This is a genomic window from Rhodospirillum centenum SW, from assembly GCF_000016185.1.
Classification (GTDB): Bacteria; Pseudomonadota; Alphaproteobacteria; order Azospirillales; family Azospirillaceae; genus Rhodocista; species Rhodocista centena.
Genome location: NC_011420.2, coordinates 2,517,964 through 2,539,121 on the forward strand (window position 1 = coordinate 2,517,964; position 21,158 = coordinate 2,539,121).

Annotated in this window: 17 protein-coding genes; 9 read left to right on the top strand and 8 right to left on the bottom strand. The window is 72.3% G+C overall.

The annotated features are described in order from the left end of the window. Positions 1 to 28: 28 nt before the first annotated feature. The gene (locus tag RC1_RS11710; RefSeq protein WP_012567606.1) at positions 29 to 2,830 is read right to left on the bottom strand and encodes a cation-transporting P-type ATPase; all 2,802 of its coding nucleotides are present in this window, start codon (positions 2,828 to 2,830) and stop codon (positions 29 to 31) included. Positions 2,831 to 3,399: 569 nt separating this feature from the next. On the opposite strand from RC1_RS11710, the gene RC1_RS11715 reads away from it, so the two are divergent. The 4 genes from RC1_RS11715 to ppc all read left to right on the top strand — a co-directional run bounded on the left by RC1_RS11715 (position 3,400) and on the right by ppc (position 10,917). Then, positions 3,400 to 5,958 (top strand): cation:proton antiporter, encoded by a 2,559-nt coding sequence (locus RC1_RS11715; protein WP_012567608.1) that lies wholly within the window; start codon positions 3,400 to 3,402, stop codon positions 5,956 to 5,958. Next, positions 5,955 to 6,839: a universal stress protein gene (locus tag RC1_RS11720; protein ID WP_012567609.1), complete on the top strand. Its 885-nt coding sequence runs from the start codon at positions 5,955 to 5,957 to the stop codon at positions 6,837 to 6,839. The genes RC1_RS11715 and RC1_RS11720 overlap by 4 nt, the downstream gene beginning before the upstream one ends. A 339-nt stretch (positions 6,840 to 7,178) precedes the next feature. Beyond that, the gene (petA, locus tag RC1_RS11725; protein ID WP_012567610.1) at positions 7,179 to 7,748 is read left to right on the top strand and encodes a ubiquinol-cytochrome c reductase iron-sulfur subunit; all 570 of its coding nucleotides are present in this window, start codon (positions 7,179 to 7,181) and stop codon (positions 7,746 to 7,748) included. Positions 7,749 to 8,208: 460 nt separating this feature from the next. Beyond that, entirely contained in the window at positions 8,209 to 10,917 is a 2,709-nt protein-coding gene (gene ppc, locus RC1_RS11730; RefSeq protein WP_012567611.1) for a phosphoenolpyruvate carboxylase, read from the top strand. Between the two features lie 125 nt (positions 10,918 to 11,042). On the opposite strand, the gene RC1_RS11735 is transcribed toward ppc, so the two are convergent. The 4 genes from RC1_RS11735 to RC1_RS11750 all read right to left on the bottom strand — a co-directional run bounded on the left by RC1_RS11735 (position 11,043) and on the right by RC1_RS11750 (position 14,958). Beyond that, positions 11,043 to 11,255: a hypothetical protein gene (locus RC1_RS11735; protein ID WP_012567612.1), complete on the bottom strand. Its 213-nt coding sequence runs from the start codon at positions 11,253 to 11,255 to the stop codon at positions 11,043 to 11,045. 5 nt (positions 11,256 to 11,260) lie between these two features. Next, positions 11,261 to 13,165 carry a ferrous iron transport protein B gene (gene feoB, locus RC1_RS11740; protein ID WP_012567613.1) on the bottom strand — a complete coding sequence of 635 codons (1,905 nt, stop codon included), beginning with the start codon at positions 13,163 to 13,165 and terminating at the stop codon, positions 11,261 to 11,263. Between the two features lie 156 nt (positions 13,166 to 13,321). Continuing rightward, on the bottom strand, positions 13,322 to 13,606 hold the full coding sequence (locus RC1_RS11745) for a FeoA family protein (protein WP_012567614.1): 285 nt from the start codon (positions 13,604 to 13,606) through the stop codon (positions 13,322 to 13,324). A gap of 263 nt (positions 13,607 to 13,869) precedes the next feature. Then, positions 13,870 to 14,958: an AI-2E family transporter gene (locus RC1_RS11750; RefSeq protein ID WP_012567616.1), complete on the bottom strand. Its 1,089-nt coding sequence runs from the start codon at positions 14,956 to 14,958 to the stop codon at positions 13,870 to 13,872. A 180-nt stretch (positions 14,959 to 15,138) separates the two neighbouring features. Here RC1_RS11750 and RC1_RS11755 point away from each other — a divergent pair, with 180 nt between their 5' ends. Continuing rightward, complete coding sequence (locus RC1_RS11755; RefSeq protein WP_012567617.1) at positions 15,139 to 15,732, top strand: GNAT family N-acetyltransferase; 594 nt, start codon at positions 15,139 to 15,141, stop codon at positions 15,730 to 15,732. Here RC1_RS11755 and RC1_RS11760 read toward each other — a convergent pair. Then, on the bottom strand, positions 15,707 to 16,339 hold the full coding sequence (locus tag RC1_RS11760; protein ID WP_012567618.1) for a Tll0287-like domain-containing protein: 633 nt from the start codon (positions 16,337 to 16,339) through the stop codon (positions 15,707 to 15,709). The two genes, RC1_RS11755 and RC1_RS11760, sit on opposite strands and share 26 nt — an antisense overlap. A gap of 246 nt (positions 16,340 to 16,585) precedes the next feature. Here RC1_RS11760 and RC1_RS11765 point away from each other — a divergent pair, with 246 nt between their 5' ends. Continuing rightward, positions 16,586 to 16,768, top strand: coding sequence for a hypothetical protein (locus RC1_RS11765; RefSeq protein WP_012567619.1), 183 nt, complete (start codon positions 16,586 to 16,588; stop codon positions 16,766 to 16,768). 85 nt (positions 16,769 to 16,853) lie between these two features. Here RC1_RS11765 and RC1_RS11770 read toward each other — a convergent pair whose 3' ends face one another. Continuing rightward, positions 16,854 to 17,795, bottom strand: coding sequence for a nucleoside hydrolase (locus RC1_RS11770; RefSeq protein WP_041785331.1), 942 nt, complete (start codon positions 17,793 to 17,795; stop codon positions 16,854 to 16,856). Between the two features lie 163 nt (positions 17,796 to 17,958). Between RC1_RS11770 and RC1_RS11775 the strand changes: the two genes are divergently transcribed. Together RC1_RS11775 and RC1_RS11780 are read left to right on the top strand one after the other, a co-directional pair. Continuing rightward, positions 17,959 to 18,378 carry a hypothetical protein gene (locus tag RC1_RS11775; protein WP_012567621.1) on the top strand — a complete coding sequence of 140 codons (420 nt, stop codon included), beginning with the start codon at positions 17,959 to 17,961 and terminating at the stop codon, positions 18,376 to 18,378. Between the two features lie 43 nt (positions 18,379 to 18,421). Continuing rightward, positions 18,422 to 19,075, top strand: a complete 654-nt coding sequence (locus RC1_RS11780; protein ID WP_012567622.1) for an HAD-IB family hydrolase — start codon at positions 18,422 to 18,424, stop codon at positions 19,073 to 19,075. 47 nt (positions 19,076 to 19,122) lie between these two features. Here the strand turns inward: RC1_RS11780 and RC1_RS11785 are convergent, their stop codons facing one another. Beyond that, the gene (locus RC1_RS11785; RefSeq protein ID WP_012567623.1) at positions 19,123 to 19,920 is read right to left on the bottom strand and encodes an SAM hydrolase/SAM-dependent halogenase family protein; all 798 of its coding nucleotides are present in this window, start codon (positions 19,918 to 19,920) and stop codon (positions 19,123 to 19,125) included. A 331-nt stretch (positions 19,921 to 20,251) separates the two neighbouring features. Between RC1_RS11785 and RC1_RS11790 the strand changes: the two genes are divergently transcribed. Next, complete coding sequence (locus RC1_RS11790) at positions 20,252 to 21,157, top strand: metal ABC transporter solute-binding protein, Zn/Mn family (RefSeq protein ID WP_234703774.1); 906 nt, start codon at positions 20,252 to 20,254, stop codon at positions 21,155 to 21,157. The last annotated feature ends 1 nt before the right edge of the window (position 21,158 follow it).

Below are 21,158 nucleotides of genomic sequence, written 5' to 3' on the forward strand. Positions count from 1 at the left end.
GTCCTGCCGCCTCAATCGTCCTCCCGACTCAATCGTCCTCGATGTGCAGGAACTTCTGCCGGATCATCTTCTCCAGCTCCAGGAAGACCAGCAGCACGGCCCCCAGCACCACCACGATGACGCCGTCGCCGAAGCGCACGGCGGCGGTGCCGAACAACGCCTGGAACGGCGGCAGGTAGGTGAAGGCGAACTGGAGAGCGGTCACGACGGTGATGCCGATCAGCACCGCCGGCGTCCCCAGCATGCCCACCCAGCTGAACGAGGTGAGGTGCAGGTAGCGCACGCTGAACAGATAGGCGATCTCCAGCACCACGATGGTGTTGACCACCAGGGTGCGCGCCTCCTCCAGGCTGCGGCCGTTGGACATCGCCCATTCGAAGATGCCGAAGGCGGCGATCAGGAACAGGACGGAGACCAGCACCACGCGCCAGACCAGGAAGCGTGACAGGATCGGCGCGTCCGTCTGCCGGGGCGGTCGCTGCATGATGTTCCATTCCGACGGCTCGAAGGCCAGCGTCAGGCCCAGCGCCACGGCGGACACCATGTTGACCCAGAGAATCTGCACCGCCGTCATCGGCAGGGTCGCCCCCACCAGGATCGCGGCGATGATGCAGAGCGCCTGACCGCCGTTGGTCGGCAGCGTCCAGGCGATCACCTTGGTCAGGTTGTCATAGACGGTGCGGCCCTCCCGCACGGCGGCGACGATGGAGGCGAAGTTGTCGTCCGCCAGCACCATCTCCGAGGCTTCCTTGGCCGCCTCGGTGCCCTTGTGGCCCATGGCGATGCCGACATCGGCCCGCTTCAGGGCGGGGGCGTCGTTCACCCCGTCGCCGGTCATGGCGATCACGGCCCCGTCGGCCTGGAGCGCATTCACCAGCCGCAGCTTGTGCTCGGGCGAGGTGCGGGCGAAGACGTCCACCTCCATCGCCAGCCGCTTCAGCCCCTCGTCATCCACCGTCTCCAGTTCCTGGCCGGTGACGACGCGGTCGGTGCGTTCCAGCCCCAGGCTGCGGGCGATGGCCTGTGCCGTGGCGGCGTGGTCGCCGGTGATCATCTTCACCCGGATGCCGGCCGACCGGCACTCCGCCACGGCGGCGACGGCCTCGGGCCGCGGCGGGTCGATCAGCCCGACCAGCCCCAGCAGCACCAGCCCGTCCTCCACGTCGGCGAAGGTCAGGCCCGAGGTCTCCCCCGGCATCCGCTTTGCCGCCAGGGCCAGCACGCGCTGGCCGGCAGCGGCCAGCCGCTCGACCTCGCGCTCCCAGCGGGCGCGGTCGCAGGGAACCACCGTCCCCTCCTCCAGCCGGCCCGCGCTGGAGCACATGGCGAGCACCCGCTCCGGCGCGCCCTTGACGCAGACGAAGGCGGTGCCGTCATGGGCATGGTGCAGCGTCGCCATGAAGCGGTGCGCCGCATCGAACGGGATCTCGTCGCGCCGGGGGTACTGGCGGCGCAGGTCCAGCGCATCCAGCCCGGCCTTGCCGGCCAGCACGGTCAGCGCCCCTTCCATGGGGTCGCCGTTCACGGTCCAGCCGCCCTCGCCCCGCGTCACCTCGGAATCATTGCACAGGGCCGCGGCACGGGCGATGTCCAGCAGGCCCGGGTCCGCCGCCGGGTCGATGTCCGCGGCCCCCGCGGGCTGCTGTTCCCCGACCGGGGCGTCCGCCGGAAGCGGCTGGAACCCGCCGGCCGGATCGTAGCCGGCGCCGGAGACGGCATAGGCGGCGCCGGGCAGCACGACGCTGCCCACCGTCATCTCGTTGCGGGTCAGGGTGCCCGTCTTGTCGGAACAGATGACCGAGACGGCGCCCAGCGTCTCCACCGCCGGCAGGCGGCGGATGATGGCGTTGCGCCCGGCCATGCGCTGCACGCCGATGGCCAGCGTGATGGTCAGCACCGCCGGCAGACCTTCCGGGATGGCGGCCACGGCCATGCCGACGATGGCGAGGAAACTGTCCGCCAGCGGCGCCTTGTGGACCATCACCCCGACCATCAGCACCAGGGCGGAGAGGATCAGGATGACGGCGGTGAGCTGGCGGCCGAACCTGTCCATCCGGCGCAGGAGCGGGGTGCGCAACGTCCCCACCGCCTGCAGCAGGGTGCTGATGCGGCCCAGTTCCGTCGCGGTGCCGGTGGCGACGACGACGCCCAGCCCGTGCCCGGTGGTGACCAGGGTGCCGGAATAGGCCATGCCGCTGCGGTCGCCCAGGGGCAGTTCCGGCTCCACCTCGGCGGGGGTCTTTTCGACCGGCACCGACTCGCCGGTCAGCGCCGCCTCCTGCAGCCGCAGACCCTTGGTCCGGATCAGCCGCAGGTCGGCGGGAACGCGGTCCCCGGCTTCGATCTGCACGATGTCGCCGGGAACGAGGTCCACCGCCTCCACCGTCCGCCGGTGGCCGCCGCGGATGGCGGTGGCGGTCGGCTGCAGCATGCTGCGGATCGCCTCCAGCGCCGCTTCCGCCTTGCCCTCCTGCGCATAGCCGATGATGGCGTTGATCACCACGACCAGCAGGATCACCGCCGTATCCACGTAATGGCCGAGCAGCGCCGTGACGAGGGCGGCGAGCAGCAGGACATGGATCAGGATGTTGTCGAACTGGCGCAGGAAGCGGCGCAGCAAACTGGCCTGCCGGACGATCGGCAGCCGGTTGGAGCCGTAGGTCTTCAGGCGACGGGCGGCCTCCTCCGGTGCCAGCCCGTCGGGCGTCGTCCCCAGGTCGGCCAGCGCCGTCTCCGCCGGCACGGCGTGCCAGGCGCGCTGCGTCCCCGCGTCCGCGCCGGAGGCGGGCGGAACCTCCGTCCGGCCCTGCTGCGTCAGCGTATCCACCATCGTTTCCAGTCCTCCTCGCGCAGGAAGCGCGCGTCCGCGGCGGTGCGAAAGGGTGCGAAAATCAGTCTCCGACATGGCCCCGGTGCCGTGGCCCCGCAAGACTGCCGGCGGACGCTGCGGCGATCCGCCTGCGGCATCCTGTACCATGGGGAAGCCCTTTCCGTCCGCGGCGATCCCGCCGGCAGGCTGCGGCCCGACGCCGCTGGACTGAAGTACCCGGATCGCGCGTTTGCCATCTCCATGGCGACATCGGTCTTCCCTGTCCTGAAGAGCCACGCGCCCGCCTGTCCTGGCGGTGCGGGCGGCGCAGTCACTGACAGCAGGGCCTGAGTGACGGTCGGGAAAGGCAGGGGACGATGCTGGCGGAGAAGTGCGGAATGACAGGAAACCGGAGGATGAGCATTGTGGAATCCTGCCGTTCCTCCATTCTGTCGCGGCCGGGACTGATTCCGGTCGGCGCCCGGTCAGGGGGTGCGGACCGGGCGGGATGACACCGGGCTGCCGGGTCCGCCCGGACCGCCGCTCCCCGACCTGCCGGTACCGCCCCCACCGAAGCCGACCCGACCGCCATGGCCGACCTGCCTTCCGTCCTCATCATCATCGCCGTGCTGTTCTGCGTGACGGCCCTGGTGCAGCCGTTGGCACAGCGGCTGCGGCTGTCCTACACGGTGCTGCTGGCCCTGGTCGGGGTGCTGATCGGGGCGGGGTCGGCCTTCCTCCTGGCGACGCCCCTGACCAACCTGTTCAACGTGCCGGCCGAGCTGATCCTGGGCTTTCCGGTCACCTCGCAGGTCTTCCTCTTCGTCTTCCTGCCGGTGCTGCTGTTCCAGGCGTCGCTGACGCTCGATGTCCGCCGCATCGCCGAGGAAGCCGCCCCCATCCTGCTGATGGCCGTGGTGGCGGTGGTGGTGACCACCGCGGTGGTCGGCTTCGCGCTGGAACCCTTCGCCGGCGTGCCGCTGGCCGTCTGCCTGATGCTGGGCGCCATCGTCGCCACCACCGACCCGGCGGCGGTGGTGGCGATCTTCCGGGACCTGGGCGCGCCGGCCCGGCTGTCGCGGCTGGTCGAGGGCGAAAGCCTGCTGAACGACGCCACGGCCATCGCCATCTTCACGGCGCTGCTGGCCTTCATCACCGCCGCCGACGAGCCCGAGGTGGGCGAGACCCTGGCGGGGTTCGGGCGCTCCTTCGGCGGCGGGCTGCTGGTCGGGCTGGTCTCGGCCCGCGGCATCGCGGCCCTGCTGCCGCTGGTGCGCGACATCCGCACGGCGGAGGTCACGCTGACCGTGGCCCTGCCCTATCTCGCCTACATCGTCTCGGAACGCTATCTCGGCGTCTCCGGCGTCACGGCCTGCGTCACCGCCGGACTGCTGCTGGGCGCCATCGGGCGCACGCGGGTATCGCCGCGCAACTGGCGCTTCCTGGAGGAGATCTGGGAGCAGATCGCCTTCTGGGCCGGATCGCTGGTGTTCATCCTGGCCGCCATCCTGGTGCCGCGGCTGCTGACGGGCCTTGGCTGGCGCGAGGTCGGGCTGGTCGCCCTCCTGGTCCTGGCCTGCCTCGTGGCGCGGGCACTGGTGCTGTTCCTGCTGCTGCCGCTGCTGAGCTGGCTCAGGCTGGGGCAGGCCGTCTCCACGCCGTACAAGGTGGTGATCCTGTGGGGCGGACTGCGCGGAGCGGTCACCCTGGCGCTGGCGCTGGCGGTGACGGAGAACCCGGTCTTCCCGCCCGAGGTGCAGCGCTTCGTCGCCATCCTGGCGACCGGCTACGTGCTGTTCACGCTGCTGGTGAACGGCACGACTCTGCGCCCGCTGATCCGGCTGCTGGGCCTGGACCGGCTCAGCCCGCTGGATCAGGCGCTGCGCCGGCGGGTCGTGGCGCTGTCGCTGGTGGCGGTGCGCGACGCGGTGGAGCGGGCGGCGACCGCCTACCACATCCCCCCCGAGGTGGCGGCCGAGGTCGCCCGCCCCTATGCCGACCGCATCGCCGCCGCGGGCGACGACCGGGAAGAGGCCATCGCCGACCGCGACCGGCTGAACATCGCCCTGGTGGCGCTGGCCGGGCGGGAGCGCGAGGCGCTGCTGGAGCATTTCCACCGCAAGACCGCCTCGCCGCATGTGCTGGAGGCGATGCTGCAACAGAGCGACCGGCTGGTCGAGGCGGCGCGACGCGGCGGCCGCAGCGAGTACAACCGGGAGGCCCGGCACTGGCTGGGCTTCGGTCCGGCCTTCGTGCTGGCGACGGCGCTGCACCGCCATCTGCGGGTGGAGCGGATGCTGGCGAACCGGCTGGCCGACCGTTTCGAGACGCTGCTGGTCAGCCGCATCGTGCTGGAGGATCTGCGCCACTTCGCGGCCGGCCGGCTGGCGACGGTGCTGGGCGAGCGGCTGGCCGGACTGGTCGGCGGCATCCTGACCCACCGCATCGACGCCACCAACCGGGCGCTGGAGGCGCTCTGGCTCCAGTATCCGCACTATGCCCGCGCCATGCAGCGCCGCTTCCTGCGCCAGTACGCCCTGCGCCTGGAGGAAGCGGAGCACACGACCCTGCTGAACGACGGGCTGATCGGGCAGGAGCTGTACCACAATCTGCTGAACGACGTGGCGGCGGAGGTGCCCGCCGCCACCGCGCGGCCGCGGCTGGACATCCGCCTGGACGGCCGCACCCTGATCGAGCAGTTCCCGCTGTTCTCCAACCTCTCCGAGGCGCAGGTGGCCCAGGTCGCCGCCCTGCTGTCGCCGCGCTTCGCCCGACCGGGCGAACGGCTGATGGCCCGCGGTGAGCGGGCCGACGGCATGTTCTTCATCGCCTCGGGCGCGGTGGAGATCGCCACCGGCGACCAGCGGGTGCGGCTGGGCCGCGGCGATTTCTTCGGTGAGATGGGGCTGCTGGGCCGCCGCCGCCGCGCCGCCGACGTGACGGCGCTGGTCCACTGCCACCTGCTGGAACTGGGCGCCACCGACTTCCGCGCGCTGCTGAAGGGCAATCCCGAACTGGCGCTGCGCATCAGGACGGTGGCGGAGGACCGCCGCCGCATGAACCAGGCCGACGCCGCGAGGCGTGCCGGCCCGACGACCGTCCCGCCCGACCGGGCGGTGACGACCGAGCAAGGAGGATTCCGGACATGAAGACCGTTCTCGTCGCAACCGATCTCTCGGCACGATCCGACGCCGCCATCCGGCGCGCCGCCCTGCTGTGCGGGGACAGGGGCGCGTCGCTGAACGTGCTGCATGTGGTGGACGACGACCAGCCGGCGGACCTGGTGCGCCAGGAGATCGCGGCCGCGCGCGCCTATCTGGAGCGCACCCTGCCCCTGCCGGGCGGGCGCGTGCTGTGCGAGGCCGGCGACCCCTTCGCCGTCATCACCCGGATAGCGGTGGAGACGGGCAGCGATCTGGTGGTCCTGGGCACGCACCGCCGCAAGCTGCTGCGGGACATCTTCACCGGCACCACGGCCGAGCGGGTGATCCGGCGCACGCGGGTGCCGGTGCTGATGGCGATCCGTCCCCCCGCCGGAGCCTACGCACGGGTGGCGGTGGGCATCGACCTCGGCCCCTCCTCCCGCCTCGCCGCCCTGGCCGCGGACCGGCTGGGACTGCTGCCGGCCGGCGCGGCGGCGGTCCACGCCTATCCCTCGGTCAGCCGCATGCCGCTGGCGCTGGCGGTGGTGGAGAAGGCGCATGTCCACGCCACCCTGGAGAAGGAGGCCGGGGCGGCGAAGCGCGAACTGACCGCCTTCCTGGCGCTGGGCGGGCTGGACGGGCTGGACCTCCGCCCGGTGGTGGTGGAAGGCGCCGCCCGCGACCAGCTTCCCCGCTGGGCGGCCGAGCAGGGGATCGAACTGCTGGTGGCGGGCACGCGCAGCGACGGCGGCCTGCAACGGCTGATCGTCGGCAGCACGGCGGAGGCCCTGCTGGCACATGCGACCTGCGACGTGCTGGTGGTGCCGGAACCCGATGCCCCCGGCCTGCTGGACGGCCCCGGCACGGACGGCCCCGCCGCGGCCTGACACGTCGCGGCCTGACACGTCGCGGCCTGACACGCCATCTCCCTGCGCGTGCCGATCTGCGGGGCGGCGACAAAAAAGTCGAGCGGCCGGGTCGGTCTTGACAGTTGTCAAAGTCCTGCCCCGCCGTTTGGCGCCTGATGTCCCCCGTAAGAACCATCGCCCCCGTGTACGGGGGCCGGCCCGCCCGTCCCGACGGCGGACAGGCCGGTGTCCCCTGGCGCCTGCCGCCCGGGGAGGCGCGATGGCGAGCCCCGGTCGGGAGCGGGGCCGTTCGCAACGTCAGCAACTGGACCTACGGGGAGCCGCGGCGCGGCGCCCCGTCGCCAAGGAGATGTGATCATGACGGACTTGACCCATCCGGGCCCCATGGGAACCGGGCAGGAGGACGGCGATCCGTCCCGCCGCGACATCCTGGTTCTGGGCACCATCGCCACGGGCGCGGTCGGCGCGGCCATCGCCGCGTGGCCGTTCATCGACAGCCTGAATCCGGCCTCCGACACCCTGTCGCTCGCCTCCATCGAGGTGGATCTGAGCCCGATCGCGGAAGGTCAGGCGATCACCGTGACCTGGCGCGGCAAGCCGGTCTTCGTCCGTCACCGCACGGCGGCCGAGATCGAACTGGCCCGCAAGACGGATCTGAACTCCCTGATCGACCCGCAGCCGGACACGGACCGCGTGAAGGAAGGCCATGAGCAGTGGCTGATCGCCATCGGCATCTGCACCCACCTGGGCTGCGTGCCCATGGGACAGAAGTCCACCGATCCGCGCGGCGACTACGGCGGGTGGTTCTGCCCCTGCCACGGCTCGCACTACGACACGGCCGGCCGCATCCGCAAGGGTCCGGCGCCGCTGAACCTGGCGCTGCCGGACTACGCGTTCCTGGACGACACCCGCATCCGCATCGGCTGACGCCCGGCCGGAAACCGGGCCGCCTCCCGTTGAGGCGGTCCGTTCCGGCGGTCGCGGCGGACCCGACGGGACCGACAGGAGGAGGAGACGACGCATGCCTGGACCGCACAGGCGTCCGCACTGCCGTGAGGCAGATCCCCCGACCGATGCCACCCCGCCAGCCCTCGGCCCCAGGCAGGCGACCGGCCGCCGCCGCTCGCGCGTGGCCGTGCTGGAGGCTCTGCTGGGCCCCCAGGGCCTGCTGGCCGGGGGCGATCCTGGACAGCATCAGCGCCGGTGCGGCGGCCCCGCGGCGGTTCCGGCCGCGACGGATCGCCCGTCCCGCTGACGTCGCAGGCCACCGTCCTTATCTCATTCCGGGTATGGCTGATCGGTGGTAAACCGGTCAGGACCTTCCCGAAGCTGGCCGCGATGACCGGAGAACGGTCCCGTCGGGCAGAGCAAGGCTGGAGCCGGTGGCATGCTGAACGAATCCGACGGGGTCGGCGACTGGCCGGCGCGCAATGACGTCCGACTGCTCGGTCGCCTGCTGGGCGACGTGATCCGTCAGCATGACGGACAGGAGCTGTTCGACCGGATCGAGGCGATCCGCAAGGCGTCGATCGCCGCGCACCGGGAACCGGGCGTCGCCAACGACGCCCATCTCGCCGCCCAGCTCCACGCCCTGGAACTGGACGACATGCTGCGCTTCGTGCGCGGCTTCCTCTGGTTCTCGCTGCTGGCGAACCTGGCCGAGGACCGGCAGGCCCGGCGCGACGCCACCGAGCGCCATGTCCCCGGCCGGCCCGACACGCTGGCCCGCGCCGTGGAGGTGCTGGAGGCCAAGGGCGTGTCGCGTGCGGCGGTGGCGGAGCTGCTGGACCACGCCCTGATCTCCCCGGTCCTGACCGCGCACCCCACGGAGGTGCGGCGCAAGTCGGTGATCGACCGCGAGGCCGCCATCGGGCAGCTCATGCAGGCCCTGGACGCCGCGGCCGACCGCGAGACGCGGGACGGAATCCTGGCCGACCTCTACCGCGAGATCGCCATCCTCTGGAACACGCGCGCCCTGCGCGAGGCGCGCATCACCGTGGCGGACGAGATCGACACGGCCCTGTCCTACTTCCGCGCCACCTTCCTGGAGGTGCTGCCGCGGCTGCACGCCCGCTGGGAAGGGGTCCTGGGCAACGGGCCGCTGCCGGCCTTCCTGCGGCTGGGAAGCTGGATCGGCGGCGACCGCGACGGCAATCCCAATGTTTCCGCCGCCACCCTCACCCAGGCCCTGAAGCAGCAGGCGCGCCGGGCCCTGGGCCATTATCTGGAGGAGCTGCACGCCCTGGGCGGGCAGCTTTCGATCTGTGCCGACATCTCGCCCCCCTCGGCCGAGCTGGAGCATCTGGCGGAGATCAGCGGCGACACCTCGCCCCACCGGGCCGACGAACCCTACCGGCGGGCCCTGACCGGGCTCTACGCCCGTACCGCCGCCACCTACCGGCAGCTCGTCGGCGAAGCGCCGCCACGCAGCCCCGCCGTACCGGGCGACCCCTATCCGGACGCGGCGGCGCTGCTGGCCGACCTGCGGGTGGTGCGCGATTCCCTGGCCCGTGGGTCGGCGCCCATCGTGGACCGCCGCCTGAACGAACTGATCAACGCGGTGGACCTGTTCGGCTTCCATCTGGCGACGCTGGATCTGCGCCAGAACGCCGATGTCCACGGCCGCGTGGTGGCCGAACTGCTGCGCGTCGCCGGGGTGGAGGACAACTATCTGGGCCTGCCGGAGCCGGCGCGGGTGGCGCTGCTGCGGCGGGAGCTGGCGCATCTGCGCCTGCTCTGCAACCCGTTCGCCGGCTATTCCGACGAGACCCGGCGGGAACTGGAGATCCTGCGCACGCTGGCGGCCTCGCACGAGCGCTACGGCGCCGGCTGCGTGCGCCAGTACATCGTGTCGAAGACCAGCGGCGTCTCCAACCTGCTGGAGGTCCACCTGCTGCTGAAGGAGGCCGGCATGTTCCGGCCGGGCGATCCGCCCTTCGGTGCGGTGATGGCGGTGCCGCTGTTCGAGACGATCGAGGATCTGGCGGCGGCGCCGCTGGTGATGCGCGAGTATCTCGGCTTTCCGGAAATCCGGGCCCTGGCGCTCTCCTGCTGGGGGTTCCAGGAGGTGATGCTGGGCTATTCCGACAGCAACAAGGACGGCGGCTATCTCACCTCCAACTGGTCGCTGCACGAGGCCGCCTGCGCCCTGCGCCATGTCTTCGACGAGGCCGGGGTGCGGTTGCAGCTCTTCCACGGCCGCGGCGGTGCCGTGGGCCGCGGCGGCGGCTCGGCCTTCGCCGCCATCCGGGCGCAGCCGTCCGGCACCGTCGGCGGCCGCATCCGCATCACCGAACAGGGCGAGGTGATCGCCGCCAAGTACGGCAACACCACCGTCGGCACCGCCAGCCTGGAGACGATGGTGGCGGCGGTCGTGCTGGCCTCGCTGGAGCCCGGCGGCCTGCGCGAGGACATGAGCCGGTTCCGGCTGGCCATGCAGGGGATGAGCCGTTCGGCCTTCCACGCCTACCGCGCCCTGGTCTACGACACGCCGGGCTTCAAGGACTTCTTCCGCGCCGCGACGCCGATCGCGGAGATCGCGGACCTGAAGATCGGCTCCCGCCCGGCCTCGCGCACGACGCTGGACCGGATCGAGGATCTGCGCGCCATCCCCTGGGTGTTCTCCTGGACGCAGGCGCGCATCATGCTGCCGGGCTGGTACGGCGTCGGCACGGCGCTGGAGAGCTTCCCCGACCGCGGGCTGCTGGAAGCCATGTACGAGGGCTGGCCCTTCCTGCAGGCGGCGCTGTCGAACCTGGAGATGGTGCTGGCCAAGACCGACATGGACGTGGCCGCCACCTATGCCGGGCTGGTGCCGGACGAGGCGCTGCGGACGCGCGTCTTCTCCGCCATCCGCAGCGAATGGCAGCGCACCCACGACCAGCTCCTGGCGCTGACCGGGCAGTCGGAACTGTTGCAGCACGCCCCGGCCGTGGCCCGGTCGATCCGGCTGCGGCTGCCCTATGTGGAGCCGCTGAACCTGTTGCAGGTCGAACTGATCCGCCGCCACCGCGCGGGCGAGACGGCCCCCGAGATCCGCGACGGCATCCACCTGACCATCAACGGCATCGCCACCAGCCTGCGCAACAGCGGCTGAGGCGGGCGCTGCAGCGGACGCAAGGCGCGGGGGGCGCGACCCCCCGGCCCCCACCGGGCTCAGGCCCTGGGCGGGATCACCTCCCGGACGCGATCACCTTCCGGACGCGCCGGGTCCCGGCGCGGTCAGTGCCGGCGCGGGCTGGTGGGGGCGCAGCCCCCGCCGCAGCCGGAACAGCCGCCGCAGCCCGCGGCCGCCTTCGGGGCCTCCGGCCGGCCGGCCAGACGGCGCAGCCGGTCGATCACCGGGCGCGGCAGCACGACGCGCCAGAGCACCCAGGCCAGGGCGCCGAGCACGATGGGGATGATGGCGAGGGTCTGCCAGGTCTCCGCACTCATGGGCTTCATCCTCCGAGCAGGGCCGAAGACACGCGGAAGGTGACGAAGGCCGCGAAATAGGCCAGCGCCGTCAGATAGGTGAACATCACCGCCGGCCAGAACCAGGAGTTCGTCTCGCGCCGGACGATCCCCAGGGTGGAGATGCACTGTGGCGCGAAGATGAACCAGGCCAGCAGCGCCAGCGCCGTGGGCAGGCTCCAGTCCGCGGCCAGCACGGCGGCCAGGGACTGTTCCACCCCCTCGCCCGTGTCGCTCAGGGCGTAGACGGTGCCGAGCGCGGCCACCGCCACCTCGCGCGCGGCCATGCCGGGGATCAGCGCCACGGCGATCTGCCAGGTGAAGCCGATGGGCGCCAGGACCGGGGCGATGGCGTGGCCCATCATGCCGACGATGCTGTAGTCGATGGCGGGGCCGGTCGCGCCTTCCGGCGGCGCCGGGTAGGAGGCGAGGAACCAGAGCACCACCATGATCGAGAAGATGATCGTGCCGGCGCGGGTCAGGAAGATGCGCGCCCGCTCATAAAGGCCCAGCGCCACGTCGCGCGGGGCCGGCAGGCGGTAGGGCGGCAGTTCCATCAGCAGCGGCTCGCGCACGCCCTTGAAGACGGTGCGCTTCAGCACGAAGGCCACCAGCAGGGCCGAGACGATGCCCGCGGCGTAGAGGATGAACATGACCAGCCCCTCCAGCCCGATCATGCCGCCCAGCACCGTCTGCTGCGGCACGAAGGCGGCGATCAGCAGGGTGTAGACCGGCAGCCGCGCCGAACAGGTCATCAGCGGCGCCACCATGATGGTGGCCAGCCGGTCGGCCCGGTTCTCGATGGTGCGGGTGGCCATGATGCCGGGCACGGCGCAGGCGAAGCTGGAGAGCAGCGGGATGAAGGCGCGGCCGTGCAGGCCGACGCCGCCCATCAGCCTGTCCAGCAGGAAGGCCGCCCGCGCCATGTAGCCGGAATCCTCCAGCAACTGGATGAAGAAGAACAGGATCAGGATCTGCGGCAGGAAGATGATGACGCTGCCGACGCCGGCCAGCACGCCGTCCACCAGCAGGCTGCGCAGCGGCCCGTCCGCCATGTGCGCCGTCACCAGTTCCTGCAGGCCCGTGACGGCGCCGTCGATCATGTCCATCGGCGCCGCGGCCCAGGCGAACACCGCCTGGAACAGCAGGAACAGGACCAGGAACAGGAAGCCCAGCCCGAACACGGGATGCAGCAGCAGCGCGTCCACCCGGCGGGTGACCAGCGGCGGCTGCCCCGGCTTGCGGATGGCGGCGGCCAGGATCGCCTCGACCTCCGCATGGTAGGAGCGCAGATCGTGCGAGGTCGGCTCCACCCAGGCGCAGGCGCCGGTGGCGCGGCCGTGGCTGGTGCCGGCCATCTCCAGCACGGTGTGGTCGATCTGGGCCAGCAGCGCCTGGATGCCGCCGCGGCGCACCGCGACGGTCGGCACCACCGGCAGGCCCAGCGCGGCGGACAGGGCGTCGGTGTCGATCTCGACGCCCAGCCGGTTGGCGGCGTCGATCATGTTCAGCGCCATGACGATGGGCCGACCGAGCTTCTTCAGCTCCAGCACCAGCCGCAGGTTCAGGCGCAGATTCGTCGCATCGGCGACGAAGAGGATGGCGTCGGGCGCCTCTTCATGCGCGAAGCGGCCCAGCACGACGTCGCGCGTCACCTCCTCGTCCGGGCTGCGGGCGCGCAGACTGTAGGTGCCGGGCAGGTCCACCACTTCGACACGGGCGCCGCCGGGGGTGACGAACTGCCCCATCTTGCGTTCCACCGTGACGCCCGGATAGTTCGCGACCTTCTGGCGGCTGCCGGTCAGGGCGTTGAACAGGGCGGTCTTGCCGCAGTTGGGGTTGCCGACGAGCGCAAGGCGCCGCGGCTCGGCGATGGCGGCGGTGGCGGACATGGGCGGTCTTTCGTTCAGCTCGGAAAGCGGGACGGGTCGGGCAGCGGGGCGGGCAGGGTCAGGGGCGGAGAGCGGGCGGCGGAAACAGGCCCGCCCGGCGCCCCCCGGAAAAAGACCCGCCACGCTGCCGGGCGGCGGGTCCGGCCGGTCGCGCCGTCAGGCGACCGGGGAGACCATCACGGCGCAGGCCTCGCGCCGGCGCAGCGCCACGGTATGCTCGTTCACGCGCACGGCGATGGGATCGCGGCCGAAGGTGCCCTCGTGCATGATCTCGATGCGGGCACCTTCCGACAGGCCCATTTCGAGCAGCCGGCGTTCCAGCTCGTCGGGGTGAAGCGACGTGGCGATCGCCTGGCCGTCGAGGGCGACGACCTCCGCGCGCTGTCCCCGATTCAGATCCCCCAGGCGGAGGCGGCTGTCGGCTGGAAGGCGGGCGTGCATGGTTCGGACCTCCTGAAGGGTGCCCGGAAGACCAGGGTGTGTCCGGGGCTGCGCGATCTTATACGACAATGCGAACAAGTCGCACCAGTAATGTGGCGTCACGCCGCGGAATCACCAGCCCCCGGCGGGAACGGACGCACCGTCCGGGCATGACCCGGCCGGCACGGCGCCGTTCTGCGCGCCCGGCGGGCGGCGGCGCAGTGCCGATCCGTCCTGCCGGCCATGCGGCGGCCGCGGGGCGCACCCGTGGGGGAGGCCGGACGTCAGACCGTGGGGCCGGTGGACGGCGGTACCGGGTCCGGCGGCCGGCTCATGGCCTGGGCGGTCCATTCCCGCATCAGGGCGTAGCCGAGGGCCAGCAGCACCGGCCCGATGAAGATGCCGATGACGCCGAAGGCCAGCACGCCGCCAAGCACGCCCATGAACACCAGCACCAGCGGCAGGGCCGAACCGCGGGAGATCAGGTAGGGCCGCAGCACGTTGTCCACGCTGCTGACGACGAAGAAGCCCCAGGCCGCCATGGCGACGGCCCAGCCGATCTCCCCTTCCGTCGCCAGCCAGACGGAGACGGGCACCCAGATCAGGGGCGGCCCCATGGGAATGACGGAGACGACGAAGGTCATGAAGCCCAGGAACGGTCCCCAGGGAATGCCGGCGACGACGAAGCCCAGCCCGGCCAGGATGCCCTGCGCCAGCGCGGTGCCCAGGATGCCGTAGATGACGCCCTGCACGGTACCGCCGGCCACCTCCAGCAGGTGATGGACGCGCGGGCCGGTGAAGCGTTCGATGGCGTAGGCCACCTGCCGGGCGATGTCGCGGCCGCCGCGGTAGAGGAAGAAGGCGATGAAGACGGCGGCCATCAGCTCCAGCACGCCGGCGCCGATGACGCTGCCGGCCGCCAGGGCCAGATCCGTCGCCGGCCGGATGCCGGAGCGCAGCAGCGTCAGAAGGTCCTGCCCGCCGGCCGTCAGATCGGCCCAGTAGCCGACCGCCCAGGGTCCGACCAGGGGCACGTCGCCCAGCCAGACGGGCGGCGGCGGCGGTCCGTTCTCGATGATCTGGCGGATGCCCGAACTGATGCCGCCGACGCTGTCCGCCAGCGTCGCCCCGACGATGGCGAAGGGCGCCACGATCACCAACGAAGACAGGGCCGTCATCAGGAAGGCGGCCAGATTCTTGCGGCCGCCGCAGGTCCGCTCCACCCAGAGATAGGCGGGCCAGGTGGCGTAGACGAGGATGACGGCCAGCAGCAGCGCCGACAGGAACGGCTTCACCACCAGGATGATGGCGGTGCCCAGCACGACCAGGGCGGCCATACCCAACGCGCGCTCGACCAGCTTATCGGTCGCCATGATCCCTCCAGCGGGGCGGATACATCCCGGATCGATGGTCTACCCGAAATCCGGCGGCACCAGAAGATGGCCGCGGTCGCCGCGGAAGCCGGGTCGGCCTGCGCCCTGCGCCGACCCGCGCGGTTGATCCCGGCCGGCCGGAGGTCCACTCTGCCGACTCCCTTTGGCCCCCGACCGCCCGTGACCGCAACGCCGCAGCACCGATCGCTCCGCACCCGCCGCCTGCTTCTACGCCCGCTGACGGTGGCGGATGCCCCTGCCCTGTTCCCGGTCTTCTCCGACCCCGACAGCATGCGCTGGTTCGGGGAGCTGCACCGGACCCAGGCCGACACCGAGGCGCTGTTCCACGACTACACCGTAGGGCCCTATGCCGCCGGGGCGCGGCAGTGGGCAATCCTGCCGGCGGCCGGCGGTGCCCCCGTGGGCAGCCTGTCGCTGCACCGGATGCAGCAGGGCATGTGCCAGACCGGCTACATCCTGGTCCCGGCCGCGCGCGGCCGCGGGCTGGCGTCGGAGGCGCTGGCCGCGGTGCTGACCCATGCCTTCCTGGAGCTGGGCCTGCACCGGGTGGAGGCGAAGGTGGACCCCGACAACATCGCCTCGCTGCGCACGGTGGAGCGGCTGGGCTTCGTCCGCGAGGCGCGCCTGCGCCGCTCCTTCCCCGCCCGCGACGAATGGCGCGACGAGGTGGTCTTCGGGCTGCTGGCGCGCGAGTGGCTGGACGGGGCGCCGGAAGTGGCCGACCTGATCAGGGCAGCGGGCGCGTCACCGTGACCGCACCGCGCAGGTCGCCCGCCCGGTAGCCGCGGGCCTGGTCCGCCGGATAGAGCTGGTCGAGCGCCGCCACCACCGCAGGCGCAAGGTCGGTGCCGTGGCAGGTGAGGCACGGGCTTTCGGCCGGAATGGCGATGGCCTTCATGTAGCGGAAGCTCCGGCCGCCCTCGGCCCCCGGCAGCACCTCCCAGTGCTCCAGCGTCGCCGGATCGGCGCCGGCGGCCTTGCGGCCGGCGAAGTCTTCCAGCACGGCGCGCTCCCACCCGTCGGGGGCATTGTCCGGGTTGCGCACCTTCAGGCTGGTGCGCCCGACCGTCATGCCGCCCTGGGACAGGGCGTCGGCGATGCCCGGGGCCACTTCGTTGCAGGTGCGGATCGCCCCGACCGGACCGTCGGCGGCAAGCGACGACTTCACCGCGGTCAGCAGATCGCGGGTCAGGGCCTGGGCCGCCGCCCGGCTCTCCGCCAGCGCCGCCTGCACGGGGTCGGCGGCCTGGGCCGTGGGGGCGGGCGCCTGGGCGGCAGGTATCTGGGCGAGGGCCGGCCCCATCAGGAGGGCCGCGGCGGCCGCGGCCGCGAGAAGGGGGCGGCGGAAGGGATGCTGCATGGCCGGTCTCTGTCCTGCTGAACGGGAACCGCCAGCATAGGGCAGAGCCGGCCGTTTTTCGAGCGGAACCAGAGGCTTGCGCCACCCTGTCCCGGTCAGGCCCGCGGCCGTCCCAGGCAAGATCGTTGCATATCCGGAACAAGAGGCGGAAACCGGCAATCCCCGCTGCAGCGGCGCAGCGAGCTGCCCCTAACCGATCGTTAACGATGCGGAATGGATACTCCCCCCGTGGTAACGGAGGATTCCATGGCCGCGGTCTTCTGGTTTCTGGTGATGGGCTATCTGATGGTGGGTATCGGCGAGCTGCTGCCCGTCCGCTTCCGCTCCAACCGGGACGACGCCCTGTCCCATCTGCACATCTGCGCCGTCGCCCTGGGCTACGCCCTGTCCTGGCCGGCCCGCTACGCCCGCTCCCCGCACGAGGAGTAGGCGCAGCCGGACCCGGGCGCGGTGCGGGCAGACGCGGCCGTCAGGGCCGCGCCCGTCACCGCCGCTGCCGGCACTGCCGCGGCCGTCACAGCCGCGCCAGCCGCTCCGTCAGCAGCGCGAAGAAGCCGTCGGCGTCCGCCTCGGTGATCCAGAGGGCGTTCTTCGGCCGCCCGGTGGTGCCCCAGCGGTCCACCACGGTCTGGCCGATGGTCAGCGGGCTCTGCGTCTCGATCTCGACGTTGCAGAGCTTGCCGCGGAACAGCTCCGGCTTCAGCAGCCAGGCGACGGTGCAGGGGTCGTGCAGCGGACCGCCGTCGGTGCCGTATTTGTGCTCGTCGTAGCGGTTGTAGAAATCCAGCATCTCGAAGGTGGCCTGGGCCACCCGGCTGCCCAGGGCGCGGATCGCCTCCTTGCGGGCGTGGGTGGTCAGCACCTTGTGCGTCACGTCCAGCGGGAAGGCGACGATCGGCGCGCCCGAGCGGAACACCACGTCGGCCGCGTGCGGATCGACATAGATGTTGAACTCGGCGCAGGGGGTGCTGTTGCCGCCCTCCGACTGGGCGCCGCCCATCAGCACGATCCGCTTCAGCCGGGCCGCCAGCGCCGGCTCCCGCATCAGGGCGCGGGCGACGTTGGTCAGCGGCCCGACCGGCACCAGGGTGACGCTGCCGGGTTCGTGCGCCATCACCGTTTCCACGATGAAGTCCACGGCGTGCTTCTCCTGCAGGGGCAGGGTCGGCTCCGGCAGGACGGGACCGTCCAGCCCGGTCGAGCCGTGGACCTCCGGTGCCGTGTGCAGCTCGCGGAACATCGGCCGGTCGCAGCCGGCGAAGACGGGCACGTCGCGCCGCCCGGCCAGTTCGCAGATCTTGCGGGCGTTCACCTCCGTCAGCGGCAGGGGCGCGTTGCCCGCCACCGCGGTGATGCCCAGCACCTCCAGCTCCTCCGGGCTGGCGAGGGCCAGCAGCATGGCGACGGCGTCGTCCTGGCCCGGGTCGGTATCGATGATGATCTTTTCGGCTGCCATGGTGTCTCTTTCCTCCGGCATCCCCCCGGATTAACCGGAAAGCCCTTGAGAGAAAAGCCCGGAAGCGGTTTCATGCCCCACCGCGGCGGCCGATCCGGTCGCGCGGCCGGGACCGGGCGGGAACCCGGGACCAGGGTGGGAACCGGGGCCAGGGTGGGAAACGGTGCAGCGGGCCTTCAGCCACATCGCCAACGGGGTGTTGCTCTACGCCATCTTCTACGCGCTCTGCTGGGCGCTGGTGGTGAAGACGGCGCTGCTGCTGCCCGTCTATGAGGAGGGGGGCGGGCTGTGGGCGCGGCTGGATTCGCTGCTGATGCCGTTCGCCACCAGCATGCTGGCCGCCTTCCTGGCCCATGCCGGGCTGCGCCTGACCCTGAAGCGGCTCAAGCTGCGGCTGTCCACCAGCGAATCGTCGGCCAGCCTCGTGTTCCTGGGGGTGCTGACGGTGCTGTCCTTCGGCGGTGCGCTGGGCCATGTCTTCCAGGGCCCCGAGTCGGGTCCCGGCAGGGACGTGGTCACCCCCCTGTCCATCGTGTTCGGGGCCTGGGCCGGGGTGGCGTGGCGCCGCCGCCTGCGGCTCTGATGCCCGTTCCGCCGCCGCCCCCTGCTTCCCGGCCCGCCCGACCATGAGCCAGCGCTCCATCGCCATCTTCGACTTCGACGGCACCCTGGTCCAGGGGGACAGTCTGCTGCCCTTCCTGGAATTCCTGGTCGGCCGCACCCGGGCGCGGCTGGCGCTGCTGCATGCCGTGCGGACGGCCGTCACCCGCTTCGCCGCCGAACCGCACCGGCGCGGCGACGTGCGCACCGCCGTGAAGGCGGGGCTGCTGCAACGCACCGTCGCCGGCGTCCCGGCCGCCCGGCTGGACGAGGCGGCGGAGCGGCTGGCCGGCTGGGTGCGCTGGCACCCGCCCATGCTGGAGGCGCTGAAGGCCCATGCCGGCAAGGGTCACCGCGTGGTGGTGGCGACCGGGGCGCTGACCGCCTACATGCCCCGGCTGCTGCGCGGCCTGCCGGTGGACGACCTGCTGGCGACGGGGCTGGAGACGCTGGACGGGGTGCTGACCGGCGGCATGGACAGGCACGGCAACTGCGTGCGCGAGGAGAAGGCCCGCCGTGTCACCGCCTACATGGCGGCCCACGGCCCCTTCGCGGAGAGCTGGGGCTACGGCAACAGGCCGTCCGACCTGCCCTTCCTGGCGCTGATGCGCCACCCGACGGTGGTGAAGACGGTGAAGCGCGGCGGCCAGCCGGCGGTGGAGGCCGCCGCCAGCGGCTGACGCCGGCCCCGCCTGCCGCTCATGTCCTGCTGCTTACGTCCTGCCGCTTATGTCCTGCCGGGCGGGCCGCCGTCCGCGACCCGGACCGGACTGCCGGGGTCGAGGCCCAGCAGGGCGGCGGCGTTGCCGCAGTTGACCGCGATCTCCACGAGACCGGAGGAGTTGGCGTACCAGAACGCCTCTCCCGCCGGCACCTCTCCGAAGGTGTGCGCCCGGCGCAGCCGCCGCCCGCCCGCCTCCAGCACGGCGCCGTCCGGCAGGGCGCCGGCGCGCAGCCCGGTCCAGGCGTTGCCGTAGGCATCCAGCCAGATCACCTCCGCCAGGTCCCCCGGCGCCCCGGCTCCCACCAGGGCGGCGGGCGACAGGGGCGTGCCCGGTGGCGGCTCGCCCCGGGCCAGCCGGGCCGCCACGGGGGCGAACAGGTCGCGGCCGTGGAAGCTGGCGGACAGGGACGCCGGCCGCCAGTCGATGCTCCAGGCCCGCACGCCCTCCGCCTGCGCTCCCCCGGCCCGGTGCAGCAGGGGTGCGAACAGGCCGTTGTCGGGGCCGACGAACCAGCCGGCCGGCGTCCGCAGCACGACCGGCCGGCGCTCCGTGCCGACGCCGGGATCGACGACGGCCAGATGCACGGGCGGGTCCGCCGGAACGGCCCCGGCCCCGGCCAGCGCCGCGGCCGTGCTTTCCACCAGGGCGGCCAGCAGGTGCCCGGCCCGCAACGGCTCGAAGGCGGGGGCGTCGTGCATCAGGTCCACCACCGGCCGGCCGGGAGCGGCGGCCCGCAGCACGGCGTGCATCTGCCCGACATAGGGGCCGGCGATTCCGAAATCGGTGAAGAGCAGGATCATCGGACGGGAGATACCATCGGAAGGGGAAAGGGCCGGTCGGACCCGGACGGCGTGCCTTGCCCGCCGCCGCGGGCTGTTTATATGCTGGCTGCCCCGATCTTACTTGCCAAGCATCCGTGTGGCGGGCGGCGGGGCGTTGCGGAAGTCCTAGACCCCTGTGGGAGTCCCCCGAGCATGATGCCGCCCGACCGAGACCCGCCGCCCCGTTCCCGCCCGCCGCTGTGCGGAGCCGGGGTCCGGCGCAGGGCCGGGGCGCCGCGCCGTCCTGGCCGGGGCCGCGGCCGGGCTGCTGCTGGCGGCGTTGCCGGCCGGCGGGACCGCGCGGGCGCAGGTGGCGGGCCGGAAGCTGGTCGCCACCACGGCCCAGGTCGGGGACCTGCTGCGCGCCGTCGTGGGTGAGGCCGGCGCCGACAACGGCGCGACCGTGGAGTCCCTGCTGGGGGAGGGCATCGACCCCCATACCTACAAGCTGACCCGCAGCGACACCGTCCGCCTGCTGGCGGCCGACGCCATCTTCTACAACGGCCTGCTGCTGGAAGGAAAAATGGCGGACGCGCTGCAGCGTCTGGCCGCCGACGGCAGGCCCGTGACCGCCGTGGGCGACGCGCTGCCGCGGGAGCGGCTGCTGCAGCCGGCGGGGTTCGAAGGCAGCTTCGACCCGCACATCTGGATGGATGTAAGCCTCTGGCGCGCGGCGCTGGCGGTGGTGCGCGACCGGCTGTCGCAGCTCTATCCGCAGGACACCGCGCGCTTCCACGACAATGCCGCCGCCTTCGACGCCGTGCTCGACCGGCTGGACGGCTATGCCCGCACCGTGCTGGGCAGCGTGCCGGCGCCGCAGCGGGTGCTGGTCACGGCGCACGACGCCTTCTCCTACCTGGGCCGCGCCTACGGTGTGGAGGTCGTGGGCATCCAGGGCATCAGCACGGAGTCCGAGGCCGGGCTGCGCCGGATCGAGGAGCTGGTGGCCCTCTTGGCGGACCGGAAGGTCCCGGCCGTCTTCGTGGAGACCAGCGTGTCGGAGCGCAACGTGCGCGCCCTGGTGGACGGGGCGGCGGCGCGCGGCCACACGGTCGCCATCGGCGGCAGCCTCTATTCCGACGCCATGGGCGCTCCCGGCAGCTACGAGGGGACCTATGTCGGCATGATCGACCACAACGTCACCACCATCGCCCGCGCCCTGGGCGGAGAGGCGCCCGCGGGCGGCTTCCAGGGCCGGCTGCCCGGCCGGGCGTGAG

Coding starts and splice junctions, on each gene's coding strand:
- RC1_RS11710 (WP_012567606.1), bottom strand. CDS start 2,830: ATGGTGGATACGCTGACGCAGCAGGGCCGGACGGAGGTTCCGCCCGCC.
- RC1_RS11715 (WP_012567608.1), top strand. CDS start 3,400: ATGGCCGACCTGCCTTCCGTCCTCATCATCATCGCCGTGCTGTTCTGC.
- RC1_RS11720 (WP_012567609.1), top strand. CDS start 5,955: ATGAAGACCGTTCTCGTCGCAACCGATCTCTCGGCACGATCCGACGCC.
- petA (WP_012567610.1), top strand. CDS start 7,179: ATGACGGACTTGACCCATCCGGGCCCCATGGGAACCGGGCAGGAGGAC.
- ppc (WP_012567611.1), top strand. CDS start 8,209: ATGCTGAACGAATCCGACGGGGTCGGCGACTGGCCGGCGCGCAATGAC.
- RC1_RS11735 (WP_012567612.1), bottom strand. CDS start 11,255: ATGAGTGCGGAGACCTGGCAGACCCTCGCCATCATCCCCATCGTGCTC.
- feoB (WP_012567613.1), bottom strand. CDS start 13,165: ATGTCCGCCACCGCCGCCATCGCCGAGCCGCGGCGCCTTGCGCTCGTC.
- RC1_RS11745 (WP_012567614.1), bottom strand. CDS start 13,606: ATGCACGCCCGCCTTCCAGCCGACAGCCGCCTCCGCCTGGGGGATCTG.
- RC1_RS11750 (WP_012567616.1), bottom strand. CDS start 14,958: ATGGCGACCGATAAGCTGGTCGAGCGCGCGTTGGGTATGGCCGCCCTG.
- RC1_RS11760 (WP_012567618.1), bottom strand. CDS start 16,339: ATGCAGCATCCCTTCCGCCGCCCCCTTCTCGCGGCCGCGGCCGCCGCG.
- RC1_RS11765 (WP_012567619.1), top strand. CDS start 16,586: ATGGCCGCGGTCTTCTGGTTTCTGGTGATGGGCTATCTGATGGTGGGT.
- RC1_RS11770 (WP_041785331.1), bottom strand. CDS start 17,795: ATGGCAGCCGAAAAGATCATCATCGATACCGACCCGGGCCAGGACGAC.
- RC1_RS11780 (WP_012567622.1), top strand. CDS start 18,422: ATGAGCCAGCGCTCCATCGCCATCTTCGACTTCGACGGCACCCTGGTC.
- RC1_RS11785 (WP_012567623.1), bottom strand. CDS start 19,920: ATGATCCTGCTCTTCACCGATTTCGGAATCGCCGGCCCCTATGTCGGG.